The 15,848-nt window shown below is 60.3% G+C and carries 19 protein-coding genes; 14 read left to right on the top strand and 5 right to left on the bottom strand.

Going from position 1 to position 15,848, the window contains the following annotated elements:
* Positions 1 to 82 precede the first annotated feature (82 nt).
* Positions 83 to 1,090 carry a DNA-binding protein gene (locus tag AOA62_RS23050; RefSeq protein WP_099549864.1) on the top strand — a complete coding sequence of 336 codons (1,008 nt, stop codon included), beginning with the start codon at positions 83 to 85 and terminating at the stop codon, positions 1,088 to 1,090.
* Here the strand turns inward: AOA62_RS23050 and gorA are convergent, their stop codons facing one another.
* On the bottom strand, positions 1,091 to 2,449 hold the full coding sequence (gene gorA / locus AOA62_RS23055) for a glutathione-disulfide reductase (protein ID WP_099549865.1): 1,359 nt from the start codon (positions 2,447 to 2,449) through the stop codon (positions 1,091 to 1,093).
* 97 nt (positions 2,450 to 2,546) lie between these two features.
* Positions 2,547 to 3,386, bottom strand: a complete 840-nt coding sequence (gene galU, locus AOA62_RS23060; protein WP_003212579.1) for a UTP--glucose-1-phosphate uridylyltransferase GalU — start codon at positions 3,384 to 3,386, stop codon at positions 2,547 to 2,549.
* Positions 3,387 to 3,694: 308 nt separating this feature from the next.
* Between galU and AOA62_RS23065 the strand changes: the two genes are divergently transcribed.
* Entirely contained in the window at positions 3,695 to 3,883 is a 189-nt protein-coding gene (locus tag AOA62_RS23065) for a hypothetical protein (RefSeq protein WP_017135493.1), read from the top strand.
* A gap of 144 nt (positions 3,884 to 4,027) precedes the next feature.
* Positions 4,028 to 4,312: a hypothetical protein gene (locus tag AOA62_RS23070; RefSeq protein ID WP_017135492.1), complete on the top strand. Its 285-nt coding sequence runs from the start codon at positions 4,028 to 4,030 to the stop codon at positions 4,310 to 4,312.
* Between the two features lie 9 nt (positions 4,313 to 4,321).
* Here the strand turns inward: AOA62_RS23070 and AOA62_RS23075 are convergent, their stop codons facing one another.
* Together AOA62_RS23075 and AOA62_RS23080 are read right to left on the bottom strand one after the other, a co-directional pair.
* A complete protein-coding gene (locus tag AOA62_RS23075) occupies positions 4,322 to 4,552 on the bottom strand; it encodes a hypothetical protein (protein ID WP_017135491.1) in 231 nt (76 codons plus the stop codon).
* A 210-nt stretch (positions 4,553 to 4,762) separates the two neighbouring features.
* On the bottom strand, positions 4,763 to 5,113 hold the full coding sequence (locus AOA62_RS23080) for a hypothetical protein (protein ID WP_065929976.1): 351 nt from the start codon (positions 5,111 to 5,113) through the stop codon (positions 4,763 to 4,765).
* 213 nt (positions 5,114 to 5,326) lie between these two features.
* Between AOA62_RS23080 and AOA62_RS23085 the strand changes: the two genes are divergently transcribed.
* The 11 genes from AOA62_RS23085 (at position 5,327) to AOA62_RS23135 (ending at position 15,268) form a co-directional block, all read left to right on the top strand.
* Positions 5,327 to 5,629 (top strand): DUF1883 domain-containing protein, encoded by a 303-nt coding sequence (locus tag AOA62_RS23085; RefSeq protein WP_003173824.1) that lies wholly within the window; start codon positions 5,327 to 5,329, stop codon positions 5,627 to 5,629.
* Positions 5,630 to 5,655: 26 nt separating this feature from the next.
* The gene (locus tag AOA62_RS31830) at positions 5,656 to 5,814 is read left to right on the top strand and encodes a hypothetical protein (protein WP_017135489.1); all 159 of its coding nucleotides are present in this window, start codon (positions 5,656 to 5,658) and stop codon (positions 5,812 to 5,814) included.
* Between the two features lie 3 nt (positions 5,815 to 5,817).
* Positions 5,818 to 6,483 (top strand): DNA oxidative demethylase AlkB, encoded by a 666-nt coding sequence (gene alkB, locus AOA62_RS23095; RefSeq protein ID WP_099549866.1) that lies wholly within the window; start codon positions 5,818 to 5,820, stop codon positions 6,481 to 6,483.
* Between the two features lie 75 nt (positions 6,484 to 6,558).
* Complete coding sequence (ada, locus tag AOA62_RS23100; RefSeq protein ID WP_099549867.1) at positions 6,559 to 7,611, top strand: bifunctional DNA-binding transcriptional regulator/O6-methylguanine-DNA methyltransferase Ada; 1,053 nt, start codon at positions 6,559 to 6,561, stop codon at positions 7,609 to 7,611.
* A 280-nt stretch (positions 7,612 to 7,891) separates the two neighbouring features.
* The gene (locus AOA62_RS23105) at positions 7,892 to 8,956 is read left to right on the top strand and encodes a nitronate monooxygenase family protein (protein WP_099549868.1); all 1,065 of its coding nucleotides are present in this window, start codon (positions 7,892 to 7,894) and stop codon (positions 8,954 to 8,956) included.
* A 113-nt stretch (positions 8,957 to 9,069) separates the two neighbouring features.
* Positions 9,070 to 9,843 carry a molybdate ABC transporter substrate-binding protein gene (gene modA / locus AOA62_RS23110; protein ID WP_099549869.1) on the top strand — a complete coding sequence of 258 codons (774 nt, stop codon included), beginning with the start codon at positions 9,070 to 9,072 and terminating at the stop codon, positions 9,841 to 9,843.
* Entirely contained in the window at positions 9,840 to 10,526 is a 687-nt protein-coding gene (gene modB, locus AOA62_RS23115; protein WP_178075651.1) for a molybdate ABC transporter permease subunit, read from the top strand. Before modA ends, modB begins: the two co-directional genes overlap by 4 nt.
* 5 nt (positions 10,527 to 10,531) lie before the next feature.
* The gene (gene modC / locus AOA62_RS23120) at positions 10,532 to 11,611 is read left to right on the top strand and encodes a molybdenum ABC transporter ATP-binding protein (protein WP_099549871.1); all 1,080 of its coding nucleotides are present in this window, start codon (positions 10,532 to 10,534) and stop codon (positions 11,609 to 11,611) included.
* A 74-nt stretch (positions 11,612 to 11,685) separates the two neighbouring features.
* Positions 11,686 to 12,726, top strand: coding sequence for a DNA topoisomerase IB (locus AOA62_RS23125; protein WP_099549872.1), 1,041 nt, complete (start codon positions 11,686 to 11,688; stop codon positions 12,724 to 12,726).
* A 133-nt stretch (positions 12,727 to 12,859) separates the two neighbouring features.
* The gene (locus tag AOA62_RS23130) at positions 12,860 to 14,494 is read left to right on the top strand and encodes an ABC-F family ATP-binding cassette domain-containing protein (protein ID WP_099549873.1); all 1,635 of its coding nucleotides are present in this window, start codon (positions 12,860 to 12,862) and stop codon (positions 14,492 to 14,494) included.
* Between the two features lie 69 nt (positions 14,495 to 14,563).
* The gene (locus AOA62_RS23135; RefSeq protein ID WP_099549874.1) at positions 14,564 to 15,268 is read left to right on the top strand and encodes a YoaK family protein; all 705 of its coding nucleotides are present in this window, start codon (positions 14,564 to 14,566) and stop codon (positions 15,266 to 15,268) included.
* 145 nt (positions 15,269 to 15,413) lie between these two features.
* On the opposite strand, the gene AOA62_RS23140 is transcribed toward AOA62_RS23135, so the two are convergent.
* Positions 15,414 to 15,767: a hypothetical protein gene (locus AOA62_RS23140; protein WP_099549875.1), complete on the bottom strand. Its 354-nt coding sequence runs from the start codon at positions 15,765 to 15,767 to the stop codon at positions 15,414 to 15,416.
* Positions 15,768 to 15,848 lie beyond the last annotated feature (81 nt).

The raw sequence follows: 15,848 nt of genomic DNA on the forward strand, positions 1-15,848 counted from the left end.
CATGAATTTAAACGGGTTTTTATTCGTGATAAAGTATGTATCTACATACCATGTACCACAGTACTAAATCGACGGAGACTTCATGGCGCGCGGCGGCATAAACAAAGCAGTGGTTCAAACGGCACGCCTGGCGATCCTGGCCCGTGGCGAAAACCCGAGCATCGACGCGGTGCGCATCGAGATGGGCAATACCGGCTCGAAAACCACGATTCATCGCTATTTGAAGGAACTCGATGACAGCGAAACCCGGCTGACCATCACCCAGGCGCCCATCGACGATGAACTGGGCGAGTTGGTAGCACGGCTGGCTCAACGCCTTAAAGACAAGGCCCAGGAGCCGATTGACGCGGCACTGGCGCAGTTCGAGCAGCAAAAAGCCGCCCTGCTCGCCCAGGTGCAAACGCTTGAAGAAGCCCACGGCCAGCTCAAGCAGCAATTGGATATCCAGGCCGCCGCACTGGCCGAAGAAAGCGCCGCCTTGCAGACCGCCAGCACCAGCCTGCAAACCGAACAAACTCGCAATGCGGGGCTCAGCCAGGCGTGCAGCGATTACGAGTTGCGCATGAATGACAAGGACGAGCAGATTCGCTCGCTGGAAGACAAACACTTGCACGCCCGCGACGCGCTTGAGCACTACCGCAATGCGGTGAAGGAGCAACGCGAGCAAGAGCAACGGCGCCATGAAGGCCAGCTGCAGCAGGTGCAGGCCGAGCTGCGCCAGGCGCAACAAAGCGCGATGGTGCGCCAGGATGAGATCACCCAGCTGCATCGCGATAATGAGCGGCTACTGATCGAGCACCGCGTGACCAGCAAGGAACTGACCGCCCTGCAGGAGCAATCACGCAAGGAACAGGCGCAGCAGCAAACACTCAGCGAACAGCTGGGCCGCATGGAAAGCGAACGCACCCTGCTTCAGGAGCGCTTGCGGGTTGCGGTAGAGGAAAGTCAAGCGCGCCAGGCAGCGCTGAGTGAGCAACAGCAGGTGAGCAAAACCCTGGAACTGGACCTGATCAAGGCCCAGGCCAGTATCGAGGCATTGCGCCTGGCGGCCGTCGTTGCAACGCCGCCAGAGGCAACCGCCGACGCCTGATCAGCCCGCTACAGGCGTGCGCATGGTGACGAACTCTTCCGCCGCCGTAGGGTGCACGCCGATGGTTTCATCGAAATGCTGCTTGGTCGCGCCGGCCTTGAGCGCGATCGCCAGGCCCTGGACGATCTCACCCGCATCCGGCCCGACCATGTGGCAGCCCAGGACCTTGTCGGTGTCGGCGTCGACCACCAGCTTCATCAGGGTTTTTTCCTGGCAATCGGTCAACGTCAGCTTCATCGGCCGGAAGCGGCTTTCGAAGATCTGCACGTTATGGCCGTTTTGCTTCGCATCTTCTTCGCTCAGGCCCACGGTGCCGATATTCGGCAGGCTGAACACCGCGGTCGGGATCATCGCGTAATCCACCGGGCGGTATTGCTCAGGCTTGAACAGCCGACGCGCAACCGCCATGCCTTCGGCCAGCGCGACGGGCGTCAATTGCACCCGCCCGATCACATCGCCAATCGCCAGGATCGAGGCTTCGGCGGTCTGGTACAGGTCGTCGACTTCGACAAAGCCGCGCTCATCCAATTTGACGCCGGTATTTTCCAGCCCCAGGTTGTCGAGCATCGGGCGGCGGCCGGTGGCGTAGAACACGCAATCGGCTTCGAGCACGCGGCCGTCTTTGAGGGTGGCCTTGAGGCTGCCGTCAGCCTGTTTGTCGATGCGCTCGATATCGGCATTGAATTGCAGGTCGAGGCCGCGCTTGGTCAGCTCTTCCTTCAGGTGCGTGCGCACTGCGCCGTCAAACCCGCGCAGAAACAGGTCGCCGCGATACAGCAAGGTTGTGCGCGCGCCCAAGCCATGGAAGATGCCCGCAAACTCGACAGCGATGTAGCCGCCGCCCACTACCAGCACGCGCTTGGGCAGCTCTTTGAGGAAGAACGCCTCGTTGGAGCCTATGGCGTGCTCACGGCCCGGGATTTCCGGGATCTGCGGCCAGCCGCCCGTCGCGATCAGGATATGCCTGGCCGTAAAGCGCTCGCCATTGATCTCCACCTGGTGCGGATCAACCAAACGCGCGTGCCCTTCGTGCAGGGTCACGCCACTGTTAACCAGCAGGTTGCGGTAGATGCCATTGAGGCGGTTGATTTCGCGGTCTTTGTTGGCGATCAGGGTCGCCCAGTCAAAGTTCGCTTCACCCAACGACCAGCCGAAACCGCTGGCCTGCTCAAAGTCTTCGGCGAAATGCGCGCCGTACACCAGCAGTTTTTTCGGCACGCAGCCAACGTTCACGCAGGTACCGCCCAGGTAACGGCTTTCAGCTACCGCCACTTTAGCGCCAAAGCCTGCGGCAAAGCGCGCCGCGCGAACACCGCCGGAACCGGCGCCAATTACATACAGATCAAAATCGTAGGCCATTTCACTCTCCTCGGCAGGGCACCAGCATACCGACTTACATGGGGCTGAAAAACGAAAAAGCCACCCGAAGGTGGCTTTTTGGTCGAGCTACTGTGAATCAGTAAGCCTTACCGGTCTTGTAGAAGTGCTCGTAGCAGAAGTTGGTGGCCTCAATGTAGCCTTCAGCGCCACCGCAGTCGAAGCGACGGCCTTTGAATTTGTAGGCGATCACGCAGCCATCTTTGGCTTGCTTGAGCAGGGCGTCAGTGATTTGAATCTCGCCGCCTTTGCCTGGCTCGGTTTCTTCGATCAGCTTGAAGATGTCCGGCGTCAGGATGTAACGACCGATAATCGCCAGGTTCGACGGCGCATCTTCCGGCGCTGGTTTTTCAACCATGTCACGCACGCGAATCAGGCCATCACCAATATCGTCGCCGGCGATCACGCCGTACTTGTTGGTTTCCTGAGGGTCGACCTCTTGAACCGCAACGATGGTGCAGCGGTATTTCTGGTACAGCTTGACCATCTGGGTCAGTACGCCGTCGCCTTCCAGGTTGACGCACAGGTCATCAGCCAGCACCACGGCGAACGGTTCGTCACCGATCAGCGGGCGGCCAGTGAGGATGGCGTGGCCAAGGCCTTTCATCTGGGTTTGACGGGTGTAGGAGAACGAGCACTCGTCGAGCAGTTTACGGATGCCGACCAGGTATTTTTCCTTGTCGGTGCCCTTGATCTGGTTTTCCAGCTCGTAGCTGATATCGAAGTGGTCTTCCAGCGCGCGCTTACCGCGGCCGGTAACAATGGAAATTTCGTTCAAGCCGGCATCCAGTGCCTCTTCGACGCCGTACTGAATCAGTGGCTTGTTCACCACCGGCAGCATCTCTTTGGGCATGGCTTTGGTCGCTGGCAAGAAGCGAGTGCCGTAACCGGCTGCTGGGAACAAGCATTTCTTGATCATATAAGTCCTTACAAAGGGCTGTGCGTACGGAATTCGGCGCAGTCTAATCAGGCCGCAGTCACCTTACAATGGGTCCTGCTGGCGTTGCGATGTCAACATAGAGAAAAAATGTGCGCGTAAGTTCCGCTGATCCTACGAAGAGCATTCACTCAGGGCGCGACATAACCAGCCATCGCCCCTTTGCTTACGAGCGCCTCAATGGTTTTAGCACGCTTTTCGCGGCAGGGCACTGACCTGCAACAACTTGCGCGCCTCGGGGCCAATTGGCGCTATCATTACTGGCTTGAACCAGACTACGAGATTGACAGATGTCAGAACCAAAAGGCGTAAACGGCTACCTGATCACCAAGCGTGCGGACGGCTGGCACCTGATCAACTTCCACGGCGACAGCGTCGCCGGGGTATTCGCGAGCGAAAGCATGGCCGTTGCGGTGGCTGAAGTGTTTGTGGACGAAGCCGGCCACGCATCGAGCAAGCGCCCCAAGGACAAAAAGTAAGCGTCATTGCTTGCGCACAAAGCCCCGGTCAACGGGGCTTTTTTGTGTTTGTCTGTACCTTGATGGCCGTTCGCTATAATCTTGCTACGAACGCCCCACGACAGTGTCTGCGCCCCTCCTACACCCTCGACGACGACCCAACACATGAACAAGATTCTGGCACTGACTGCGGCCCTGGCGCTGATGACCGGCTGCACCACCACGTCCGACACCTACCTGAAAAACGGCGAGCAAGGCCTGACCATCGACTGCTCGGGCGAGGCCAATTCATGGGCCAGTTGCTACGAAAAAGCTGACGCTTCGTGTGCGGGCACCGGTTACCGCATCGTCGGCACCGAAGGTACGCCGGCACTCAAGGAGAGCGACAAGACCCTGGGCAAAGACGTAGGCAACTTCAAGAGCCGCAGCGTCGTCGTGGTGTGCAAGTAATACTGCGTACTACAGATGAACCTCGGCGAACTTGAGCCCCAGGCCACGCAAGGTCTCGATCAGGTCATCCAGGCGCGGGAATGACTCAACCTCATCCTGATCGTCGACCAGAAAGTAACTGCGGCCGCCGCTCTTCTTGAAAAATACGATCCACTCGCCCAGGTCGGCGGGGTTCTGGATAACATGGGTGGCCGATATTTGGCCTTCGGCATGTCGGGCTTTGACGTGTTCTCGTTTCATGACGGGCTTTCCAGGAAGGACTAATGCCGCGCAAACTCAAAGTTTGAGCGGCATCTTTGCATTGAATGGCCGACAGTTTAACGGATGCCCTGCCCGATCAGCACTCCCTCTACAGGCGACAACACCCGAATAAACGCAAAAAAAAGCCTGACGCTGCAACCGCAGGGTCAGGCTTTTTTATCGGGTTCAGTACGCGGATAAACCAAAGGCTCAGCCGGAGATGCAATCCTCCCCGGCTTTCTTGATGTCGCCTGGGCGAATCGGCACATTTGACATGCTTTCATAGAGCTTGATACTGCTGCCGCTGGAGCGCTCTTCGATCTCGAAGATCGCCGATGGGTCGGCCGAGAATTTCTGCGGAACAATCACCTGTACACCGTCCTTATGCGGCTCAATCTGCGGCGGCCGACGCGTCGCCTCCAGTTTTCGGACCACACAGGCAGCATATTCAGGCGGTTTTTTGCCTGAAATAACCACCAGGGTTGGCGGGGTCTGCTTGATATCTGCAACCGAAGCACATCCACCTAACGCCAAGGCCAGAACCAACACACTCCACTTCATACTTAAACCTCCGATAAAGACCCTACGACCGCGAAGAGAGGAAATTTCTCCCGCCCATGTGGGATTTATCTCTGAAAACTTGGGAAATAACTGTTTTAAATTGTCGAAGTCGTCGACGACGACCCGATAATAATCGCGTCAGGGCTGATAAACTCTATCTTAACCTACGTATCATTCTGATTTTTCAGAAAAAGCCCTTCTGGAGACACCCCCATGAAATTCATCCACCAGCGCGAGCACCTCAACGAGGGCGACATCGTTGTCATCGAATGCTCGCAGACCTGCAACATTCGCCTGATGAGCGATGCCAATTTCCGCAGTTTCAAGAACGGTGGCCGCCACACTTACCACGGCGGCGCGTTCGACAAATTCCCGGCAAAAATCACCGCACCCAGCACCGGGTTCTGGAACATTACCCTGGATGTGGTCACGCGCCGCGCCATCAGCGTGACCCGCAAACCTGCGTTGTCCCACAAGATTCGCATTGTTCGCCGCACCAGCACCAAACTGAGCTGAGCCGAACCCTCGACAGGAAAACCGCTGTGACTAAATACGTTATGAAGTACAAGCTCAATGGCGAACGTCGCTTTGAATTCGCCCTGCTGCAATCGGGAAGCGTTGAAGAAGCCAAAGAAGCCCTGGCAAAAATCCACGATGCCACCGATGAAATCACCGACATCACCGTGAGCAAGGCCCTGTAACCCATGCCAGGCCCGACGGCTGATCTGTTCGCTGAGGATGCCTTGCAGCAACCGGCGGGGCGCGAGCAGATTGGCGAAGAGTCCTACGTACTCAGGGGCTTCGCCCTGCCATGGATTGAACGCCTGCTGCCTGAACTGCGACGGGTGTTGGCCCAATCGCCGTTTCGACAAATGGTCACACCCGGCGGCTTCACCATGTCGGCCGCACTCAGCAGTTGCGGCACATTGGGTTGGACCACCGACAGCACCGGCTACCGCTACAGCCCGATTGACCCCCGCAATCAGCAGCCCTGGCCGGCTATGCCCGAAACGTTGCGTGAACTGGCCACGCTTGCCGCAGCCGAAGCTGGCTTCAGCGCATTTGCCCCGGATGCCTGCCTGATCAACCGCTATGTGCCGGGCGCCAAGATGTCCCTGCATCAGGATAAAAACGAACGCGCCTATAGCGCCCCTGTGGTTTCAGTCTCTCTGGGCCTGCCGGCGATCTTCCTGTTTGGCGGCCATGAGCGCAGCAGCAAAACTCAAAAAGTTTCACTGTTCCACGGCGACGTGGTGGTCTGGGGCGGCGTCGATCGCTTGCGTTTTCATGGGGTGATGCCGATTAAAGAGGGCGTGCATCCGGTCACGGGCCCGCAGCGCATCAACCTGACCTTTCGCACCGCTGGCTAATTTGACCGCAAGCTTCAGAGTGCCGGCCATCTGCAACGCGGTTAATCTGGCCGTGATCCGTCAAGAGTGCAGGCCATGACCACCGAACAAGACCCCCGCTGGGCCGCCATCGTCGCCCGTGATGCCAAGGCTGACGCCCTGTTTGTCTATGGCGTTAAAACCACCGGCGTGTATTGCCGCCCCAGCAGCGCCTCGCGATTGCCACGCCCGGAGAACATCGAATTCTTCGACACCCCTGCCCAGGCTGAAGCGGCGGGTTATCGCCCAAGCAAACGCGCGGCCGGCGACCAGACTCAATTGGCGGCCCTCCACGCCCAACGGGTGGCCGAGGCGTGCCGGCAGATCGAGCAGGCCGAAACCGCGCCCAGCCTGGAAGCACTCGCCAGTGGCGCCGGGCTGAGTTCATTCCATTTTCATCGCATATTCAAAGCGGTGACCGGCCTGACGCCCAAGGGATATGCCAGTGCCCTGCGTTCGCGCAAAGTTCGCCACGGCCTCAAGAGCGAGCATTCAGTGACCGATGCGTTGTATGACGCGGGCTTTAATTCCAACAGCCGCTTTTATGAATCAGCCAACCGACTGCTCGGCATGAAGCCCAGCGACTACAAAGCCGGCGGCACCAACAGCACGATTTTGTTTGCCGTGGGCCAATGTTCACTTGGGGCGATTCTGGTGGCGCAAAGCCAACGCGGCGTGTGTGCGATTTTATTGGGCGATGACCCGGACACCTTACTGCGCGACCTGCAAGACCAGTTCCCCAAAGCCGAACTGGTCGGCGCAGATCATGAGTTCGAACAATTGATCGCTCAGGTCGTGGGTTTTATCGAAGCCCCTGCCCTGGGGTTGAATTTACCCCTGGACCTGCGCGGCACCGCCTTTCAGGAACGGGTGTGGCAGGCACTGCGCGACATCCCGGTGGGCAGCACCGCCAGCTACGCGCAGATTGCTGTGCAGATCGGCGCACCCAAATCGTTTCGCGCGGTGGCCCAGGCCTGTGGCGCCAACAGCCTGGCGGTGGCGATTCCCTGCCACCGCGTGGTGCGCAGTGACGGGGCGTTGTCGGGCTACCGCTGGGGCGTAGAACGCAAGCGGCAACTGCTGGAGCGCGAACAGTCGGTGAAACGCTAGCGAACACCGATACACACCAGCGCCACATCGTTAGCCTGATACATTTCGAATGTCAGTCACAAAGACAGCCTCACGCCGTACCCGGCGTTCCAGGCGTTTTTTCAAGGCCACGCAGGCGACAACGCGAACGCCGGGCGCATCCATGCGGTGTTGGGGCACGCCATCGACGCATGGCAGTGCACGAAATTACTCCCTCGTCCAGTGAATAAAACAGACTGGCCGGGTGCCAATGGCCCTGTTAAAACAGCGCAAAGTCTTATTCACGCTGGAGACGCATCCCATGAGCACCTGGCCAGACACCCGAATTCTCGACCTGCTGGGCATCGACGTGCCTATCATCCAGGCCCCGATGGCCGGCGCCACCACCACAGCGATGGTCATCGCCGCCAATCAAGCCGGCGCCTTGGGCTCGATGCCCGCCGCAGCGCTGAGCATCGAGCAACTGCGCGATGCCTTGAACACCATTCGCCAGGCCAGCGCGAGCCCGATCAACGTCAATTTCTTCTGCCATCAACCGCCAGCAGCTGATAACGCGCGTGACCACCGTTGGAAAACGTTGCTGGAGCCCTACTACCGCGAGCTGGGCGCTGATTTTGATGCACCAACACCGGTGTCCAACCGTGCGCCGTTCGACGAGGCCGCCTGCAAAGTCGTCGAAGAATTTCGCCCCGAGGTGGTGAGTTTTCACTTTGGGCTACCGGAAAAAGCCTTGCTCGACCGGGTAAAAGCCACCGGCGCCAAGATGCTGTCCTCGGCCACCACCGTTGAAGAAGCCATTTGGCTCGAACAGCATGGCTGCGATGCAATCATCGCGATGGGCATTGAAGCCGGTGGGCACCGAGGGATTTTCCTCAGTGACGACCTCGACACCCAAATCGGCTTGATGGCGCTGGTGCCGCAAATTGTCGACGCGGTGAAGGTGCCGGTGATCGCCGCAGGCGGCGTTGGCGATGCACGCGGCATCGTCGCGGCATTGGCCCTGGGTGCCTCGGCCGTGCAAATCGGCACTGCGTACCTGTTTACTCCCGAAGCCAATGTCAGCGTGTCCCACCACTATGCCTTGCGCCATGCCCAGGCCAGCGAAACCGCGCTGACCAACCTGTTCACCGGCCGCCCGGCGCGCGGCATCGTCAACCGGGTGATGCGCGAACTCGGTGCGATCAACCCGTCTGCCCCCGCATTCCCAACTGCCGGCGGCGCCTTGATGCCGCTCAAGGCCAAGGATGAAGCCGGCTTCAGCAACCTGTGGGCAGGCCAGGCGCTGCGTCTGGGTAGAGATATTTCTACGTATGACTTGACCCGCCAGTTGGCCGAACAGGTGCTGGCCAAGCTCAAGCGCCACTGACACTTGGGGCAACTTTGCACTGTACCGGCAATGGCCAACCGCTATATATTCCCATACATAGCGGTAAAGCCTTCTACCTATAACAAGCCGTACAACCCCCAAGGAGCTGCTTCATGACGATCCGCGCCTCACGCCTGGCCCCTACTGCCCTGGCCACCCTGATTGCCGCTTTTACTTTTGGCTCAGCCCACGCCGATGAAGTCCAGGTGGCTGTCGCCGCCAACTTCACCGCGCCGATCCAGGTGATTGCTGCCGATTTCGAAAAAGACACCGGCCACAAACTGGTCGCCGCCTACGGCGCTACCGGCCAGTTCTATACCCAGATCAAGAATGGCGCGCCGTTCGAAGTGTTCCTCAGTGCCGATGACACCACCCCGCAAAAGCTCGAAACCGAAGGCGACACGGTCAAAGGTTCACGCTTCACTTACGCGGTCGGCACCCTGGCGCTGTGGTCGGCCAAAGAAGGTTACGTGGATGCCAAAGGCGAGGTGCTGAAGAAAAACGACTTCAAACACCTGTCCATCGCCAACCCGAAAGCGGCGCCTTATGGCCTGGCGGCCACTCAAGTGCTGGCTAAAGAAGGCCTCACCGAGAAGGTCAAGGACAAGCTGGTCGAAGGCCAGAACATCACCCAGGCGTATCAGTTCGTGTCCACCGGCAACGCCGAGCTGGGCTTTGTGGCGCTGTCGCAGATCTACAAGGACGGCAAGGTCACCAGCGGTTCGGCGTGGATCGTGCCGGCGGCCATGCACGACCCGATCAAACAAGACGCGGTCATCCTCAACAAAGGCAAGGACAGCGCTGCCGCCAAAGCCTTGGTTGAATACCTCAAGGGGCCAAAAGCCGCTGCGGTGATCAAGTCCTACGGTTACGAGCTGGCTAACTGAATATGCCGCTGTCGAGTGCCGATTTTTCCGCCATCTGGTTGACCATTAAACTGGCGTCACTGACGACTGTGATCCTGCTGATCATCGGCACTCCGATCGCCCTGTGGCTGTCGCGCACCCACTCCTGGTGGCGCGGCCCCATAGGCGCGATTGTCGCGTTGCCGTTGGTGTTGCCACCGACGGTCATCGGCTTTTACCTGTTGTTGACCATGGGTCCCAACGGCTACTTCGGCCAGTTGACCCAATGGCTGGGCCTGAGCACCCTGACCTTCAGCTTCGCCGGGCTGGTGATCGGCTCGGTGATCTATTCCATGCCGTTTGTGGTGCAGCCGTTGCAAAACGCCTTCTCCGCCATCGGCACGCGCCCATTGGAAGTGGCGGCGACGCTGCGTGCCAACCCATGGGACACGTTTTTCACGGTGATCCTGCCCCTGGCCCGCCCCGGCTTTATCACCGCCTCGATTCTTGGCTTTGCCCACACCGTCGGTGAGTTCGGCGTGGTGCTGATGATCGGCGGCAATATCCCCAACAAAACCCGCGTGGTCTCAGTGCAGATCTACGATCACGTCGAAGCCATGGAATATGCCCAGGCCCACTGGCTGGCCGGCTCCATGGTGGTGTTCGCTTTTCTCGTATTGCTGGCGCTCTATTCCAGCCGTAAAACCAAGATGGGCTGGAGCTGACCGCCATGATTGATGTACGCCTGAACGTGAAGTACCCAGGCTTCGCCCTGGACGTGGACCTGCACCTGCCCGGCCGTGGCGTGACCGCGCTCTACGGGCATTCCGGCTCAGGCAAGACCACTTGCCTGCGCTGTATCGCCGGGCTTGAGCGCGCTGAAGACGGGTTTATCCAGGTCAACGAAGAGGTCTGGCAAGACAGCCGTAACGGCGTGTTTGTGCCGCCGCATAAGCGCGCACTGGGGTATGTATTCCAGGAAGCGAGTCTGTTTCCCCACCTGTCGGTGCGTGCCAACCTGGAGTTCGGCCTCAAGCGTATTGCCCGCCCGCTTCGCCGTGTGGACATGGCCCAGGCCGCCGAACTGCTGGGCATCGGCCACTTGCTTGAACGCCACCCGCAGCACTTGTCCGGCGGCGAACGCCAGCGCGTCGGTATCGCCCGCGCATTGCTCACCAGCCCGCAGTTGTTGTTGATGGATGAGCCGCTCGCGGCCCTGGACAGCAAGCGCAAAAGCGAGATCCTGCCCTACCTCGAACGCCTGCACGATGAGTTGGATATTCCGGTGCTGTACGTCAGCCATGCCCAGGATGAAGTGTCGCGCCTGGCCGATCACATCGTGCTATTAAGCGACGGCAAGGCGCTGGCCAGCGGCCCCATCGGCGAAACCCTGGCTCGCCTGGACTTGCCGATGGCGCTCGGCGATGACGCCGGCGTGGTCATCAATGGCAGCGTGATTGCCTACGATGAACACTATCAACTGCTCACCCTGCAATTGCCCGACAGCCCGTTGCAAATGCGCGTGGCTCATGCACCGCTGGCGCTGGGCAAACCGTTGCGGGTCAAGGTGCAAGCACGCGACGTCAGCCTCAGCCTGCACGCCGAAGAAGCCAGCAGCATCCTCAACCGCTTGCCGGTGACGGTCACCCAGGAAATAGCGGCGGACAACAGCGCCCACGTGCTGGTGCGCCTGGATGCCGGCGGTACGCCACTGCTGGCGAGGATTACCCGCTTCTCCCGCGACCAACTGCACCTGCATCCGGGCCAGGTGTTGTGGGCGCAAATCAAGGCGGTGGCCGTACTGGCGTAAGTATTTGGCACGCGCGCAAAACCCTGCGGTCAATCAGGTATACCGGCCTGATCTGTTGCCAAGGAACTTGCACCATGCCCGACTCTGCGCTGCCTGCCGACCTGCCCCGCGACCTGCATTATGTTGACGACACCCAACCCGGCATCCGCCGTAAAAAACTGCGCGGCACGTTTCAGTATGTCGACCCCAAAGGCCAGCGCATCACCGATGCCGATGAAATCAAGCGCCTGAATGCGTTGGCCGTGCCACCGGCCTACACCGACGTGTGGATCTGCGCCGACCCGCGCGGCCACCTGCAAGCCACCGGCCGTGATGCGCGGGGCCGCAAGCAGTACCGCTATCACAGCCGCTGGCGCGAAGTGCGCGACACCGACAAATACTCGCGCCTGCAAGAGTTCGGCAAGGCCTTGCCCAAATTACGCAAACAATTGGAAGCGCAAATCGCCGCGCCTGGGTTCACCCGTGAAAAAGTCCTGGCCACCGTGGTGATGCTGCTGGACGCCACATTGATCCGCGTCGGCAACACCCAATATGCCCGCGACAACAAATCCTACGGGCTGACCACCCTGCGCAACCGCCATGTGGACATCAAGGGCAGCGAAATCCAGTTCCAGTTTCGCGGCAAGAGTGGCGTCGAGCACCAGGTCAGCGTCAAGGACCGGCGCCTGGCCACGGTGGTCAAGCGTTGCCTTGAACTCCCGGGCCAGAATCTGTTTCAGTACCTGGACGAAGACGGCGAGCGCCACACCGTCAGTTCCCACGACGTGAATGCCTATTTGCACAGCCTCACCGGCGCCGATTTTACCGCCAAGGACTACCGCACCTGGGCCGGCACGGCGATGGCCCTGGCGGTGTTGCGCGAATTGGAATGGCAGCCCGAATCCGATGCCAAGCGGCATGTGGTGGCGATGGTCAAGGATGTTGCCAAGCAGTTGGGCAACACGCCAGCAGTGTGCCGCAAGTGCTATATCCACCCGGCGGTGTTGGAGCATTTCAGCCTGGGCGAGCTGTCCAAGCTGCCCAAGCCACGGATGCGCAAAGGCCTTAAAGCCGAAGAAGTCGCGCTGGCGATGTTCCTGGAGCAATTGGCCGCCGACTTGCCCAAGCACGCCTAGCTGAGTTAGCCTGCGGGTCCCTTCTGACTCACGGGATGAGCGCCGACGTGAACAACTAAGCCTTCCAAAATGTATTTGCAACGAGCCGCCTGGCGCGCTTGTTGGCCTGTTCGACATTTTTTTGGAGGTGCTGATGACTGACGTCAAACGCCTGCCCGTATTGGTTTCCCTGCAACACGTGTCGTTCCAGTTCGCCAATGGCGAAACCTTGCTGGACGACCTCACCCTGTCCATTGATTACACACCCACCGGGATTGTCGGCCGTAATGGTCGCGGCAAAAGTATCCTGGCGCGCTTGCTGGCCGGCGTACTTGCGCCCTCTTGCGGGACGCTCGATGGCAAGGCCCGCGTAGCCTACGTCGCACAGAGCCTGACGCTGCAACCGGGAGCAAGCCTTGCGCAGATCACCGGTACTGCCCAGGCATTGGCCGCGCTTGAGCGCATGGCCCGAGGCGAGGCCTGGGCCGGTGACCTTGAGCTGATTGACGATCGCTGGGACCTTGCCGAACGCTTGCGTGCCGCACTTGATGACGCGGGTTTACACGCACTCGGTTTTGAAGCCCCAGCCACTCAACTGAGTGGCGGCCAACTGGCCAGGGTTGTCGTAATCGGTGCGCTATTGGCCGCGCCGGATCTGCTGGTACTGGATGAGCCCACCAACCACCTCGACAGCCATGGGCGCGAGTGGCTGCTGCGGGTTTTGAGCAACTGGCGCGGCGGCTTGGTGGTGGTCAGCCATGATCGACAGCTGCTCAATACCCTGGCGCGTATCGTCGAGCTGTCGCCCCTTGGCATGCGTGTGTATGGCGGCAATTACGCTGCCTATCGCCAGCAGCGCGATACCGAACAACACGCTGCCGCCATGGCACTTGAGCATGCTCGCCTGCAACGCAGCCGCGAGCGCAAGCGCCTGCAAAAGGATCACGACAGCCTGCAACGCAATGCCGCACGCTCACGCAAGCATGCCGAAACCGCCAACGTTGATCGCTTTACCAAAGCCCGCTGGAAAGGCGCCGCCACGGAAATCGTCAGCACGGTGCGCAGCGCTCACCACGCCTATAAAAATGAGCTGGATGGGCAGGTGCGCCAAGCCTATGCGCGTGTCGTCGATGAAACCCCCACGTTGCTCGCCCTGCCCGGCTCGGCCTTGCCCAACGGCCGCCACGTACTCACCCTGGAAAATGCCCAACTGCCGTGGCTCGACCCACACCAGCCAGCCACTTACCTGACGCTCAACTTGAACGGCCCGGTACGCGTGGCCGTGCGTGGGCCAAACGGTTGCGGCAAGTCCACGCTGCTCAAGCTGCTGGCCGGCCAATGGCAAGCGGTCAGCGGCGCCTGCACGGTGTCGATACCCGCCGCGTATATCGATCAGCACCTGGCGCTGCTGATGGATGAGCGCTCCATCGTCGAACAACTCAACCTGCTCGACACGCCCCTGGCCGAAGCCGAGCTGCGCACGCGCCTGGCCTTGTTGCAGCTGGACGCCCTGCGCGTCACCCAACCCACCGGCCAACTGAGCGGTGGCGAACGCTTGAAAGCCGCCATGGCGATCGCCTTGTGGCGCGATGCCCCGGCGCAACTGCTATTGCTGGACGAGCCCACCAACCATCTGGACCTGGAATCGGTACTGGCCTTTGAGCAGGCGCTGCGCGGGTTTAGCGGGGCCATTGTTGCGGTGTCCCATGACGAGGCGTTCATCCAGGCGATCCGGCCGACCCATCATTTGATCTGGCAGCACACCGGCTGGCGACTGGAAAGTGTCTGAGGTCATTGCATGCACCGCCAAAGCGTCCTACGGTAGTGGCCGAATAATCTCACCGCGGAGCCCGATCCTATGTTGCCTTCGTCCCAAAGGCTTTATGCCAATGCAGCGCTTGCCCATCGCCAACGCTGGCGCGGGCGGGTCGGCTTGATGCTGGTGGCCAGCCTGTCGGTGCTGGCGGGCATGACCGATGCGATTGGCTTTATGGCCAGCGGGGATTTTGTTTCATTCATGAGCGGCAACACCACGCGCCTGGCGGTGGCAATCAGCGCCGGTGACCTGGGCCTGACCGGGCGCCTGCTGTTGCTGGTGGCGGTATTTGTGCTAGGCAACGCCTTGGGGGTGGTGGTCAGCCGCTTCAGCCGCCGGCATGCGCTGCCTTTGCTGCTGTGCATCGCCGCCTTGTTGTGCGGCGCGGCGCTGTGGCCCTTCGACGATACGTTGCCGGCGCTGCTGGCGGCGATCCTGGCCATGGGCATGCTCAATGCGGCCGTGGAAGAGGTCAACGGTTTGCCGGTGGGCCTGACCTATGTGACCGGCGCGCTCTCACGTTTTGGTCGCGGGTTGGGGCGCTGGATACTGGGGGAGCGGCGTAACGGTTGGCGGGTGCAACTGGTGCCGTGGGTCGGCATGTTCGTGGGCGCCGTGATCGGCGCGGTGCTGGAGCACCAGCTCGGGCTCAAGGCGCTGCTGGTGAGTGGCGCATTGGCCGCCGTGCTGGGGCTGGTGTCACTGAAAATCCCCCGGCGCTGGCACTTGGGCTACATGCCGCGATAGGAAGGAAACGAGGCCCGCTCGACGATCAGGCCTCGACGTCCGTGTACTGGTAAAGAGCCATCGCGTCGAGCGAGCGGGAGGAATAATAAGCCAATGTCCGGCGGCTGTCCCGCCGGGCATTTCCGAAAAATGCTAAGGAGACAGCCTACAGACAGGTGGCCAGTGCGGCCAACCGCCGCTTGGCCGGCATCGTGTCCTGGGCGGCATAGTATTTGACGCTGGAGCCGCCACCGGCTACGCGCACATCGGCAAAGTAGTCACCGCCCGTGGTGTAGACGGTATAACCGCCTGTTTCGAGCGGCTCTTTGAAACCACCGGCATCCACGCCGAACACGGCCTCGTCCTGCCAGCCGAACTGGATGCATTGGGCAACCACCAATGTGGCCTTGTCCGACGCCAGGGTCTTGTAGGGCTGGCCGCTGCGCGCGTCCTTCATCTTCGAGCCCGCACAGCCAGACAGTGCGGCCACTGTCAATGCGCCAATTACCAGCTTTCGCATGCCATCGCTTCCTTGAAAAAAATGCGACTCTACCACTCTCCGGTGATTGTCTGATGCGTGCATGAATTTTGTTTCACTGTA

Source organism: Pseudomonas sp. 2995-3 (assembly GCF_002742565.1).
GTDB lineage: Bacteria > Pseudomonadota > Gammaproteobacteria > Pseudomonadales > Pseudomonadaceae > Aquipseudomonas > Aquipseudomonas edaphica.

Excerpts from the sequence above, each read along its gene's own strand:
- AOA62_RS23050 (WP_099549864.1), top strand. The coding sequence starts at position 83 with ATGGCGCGCGGCGGCATAAACAAAGCAGTGGTTCAAACGGCACGCCTG.
- gorA (WP_099549865.1), bottom strand. The coding sequence starts at position 2,449 with ATGGCCTACGATTTTGATCTGTATGTAATTGGCGCCGGTTCCGGCGGT.
- galU (WP_003212579.1), bottom strand. The coding sequence starts at position 3,386 with ATGATCAAGAAATGCTTGTTCCCAGCAGCCGGTTACGGCACTCGCTTC.
- AOA62_RS23065 (WP_017135493.1), top strand. The coding sequence starts at position 3,695 with ATGTCAGAACCAAAAGGCGTAAACGGCTACCTGATCACCAAGCGTGCG.
- AOA62_RS23070 (WP_017135492.1), top strand. The coding sequence starts at position 4,028 with ATGAACAAGATTCTGGCACTGACTGCGGCCCTGGCGCTGATGACCGGC.
- AOA62_RS23075 (WP_017135491.1), bottom strand. The coding sequence starts at position 4,552 with ATGAAACGAGAACACGTCAAAGCCCGACATGCCGAAGGCCAAATATCG.
- AOA62_RS23080 (WP_065929976.1), bottom strand. The coding sequence starts at position 5,113 with ATGAAGTGGAGTGTGTTGGTTCTGGCCTTGGCGTTAGGTGGATGTGCT.
- AOA62_RS23085 (WP_003173824.1), top strand. The coding sequence starts at position 5,327 with ATGAAATTCATCCACCAGCGCGAGCACCTCAACGAGGGCGACATCGTT.
- alkB (WP_099549866.1), top strand. The coding sequence starts at position 5,818 with ATGCCAGGCCCGACGGCTGATCTGTTCGCTGAGGATGCCTTGCAGCAA.
- ada (WP_099549867.1), top strand. The coding sequence starts at position 6,559 with ATGACCACCGAACAAGACCCCCGCTGGGCCGCCATCGTCGCCCGTGAT.
- AOA62_RS23105 (WP_099549868.1), top strand. The coding sequence starts at position 7,892 with ATGAGCACCTGGCCAGACACCCGAATTCTCGACCTGCTGGGCATCGAC.
- modA (WP_099549869.1), top strand. The coding sequence starts at position 9,070 with ATGACGATCCGCGCCTCACGCCTGGCCCCTACTGCCCTGGCCACCCTG.
- modC (WP_099549871.1), top strand. The coding sequence starts at position 10,532 with ATGATTGATGTACGCCTGAACGTGAAGTACCCAGGCTTCGCCCTGGAC.
- AOA62_RS23125 (WP_099549872.1), top strand. The coding sequence starts at position 11,686 with ATGCCCGACTCTGCGCTGCCTGCCGACCTGCCCCGCGACCTGCATTAT.
- AOA62_RS23130 (WP_099549873.1), top strand. The coding sequence starts at position 12,860 with ATGACTGACGTCAAACGCCTGCCCGTATTGGTTTCCCTGCAACACGTG.
- AOA62_RS23135 (WP_099549874.1), top strand. The coding sequence starts at position 14,564 with ATGTTGCCTTCGTCCCAAAGGCTTTATGCCAATGCAGCGCTTGCCCAT.
- AOA62_RS23140 (WP_099549875.1), bottom strand. The coding sequence starts at position 15,767 with ATGCGAAAGCTGGTAATTGGCGCATTGACAGTGGCCGCACTGTCTGGC.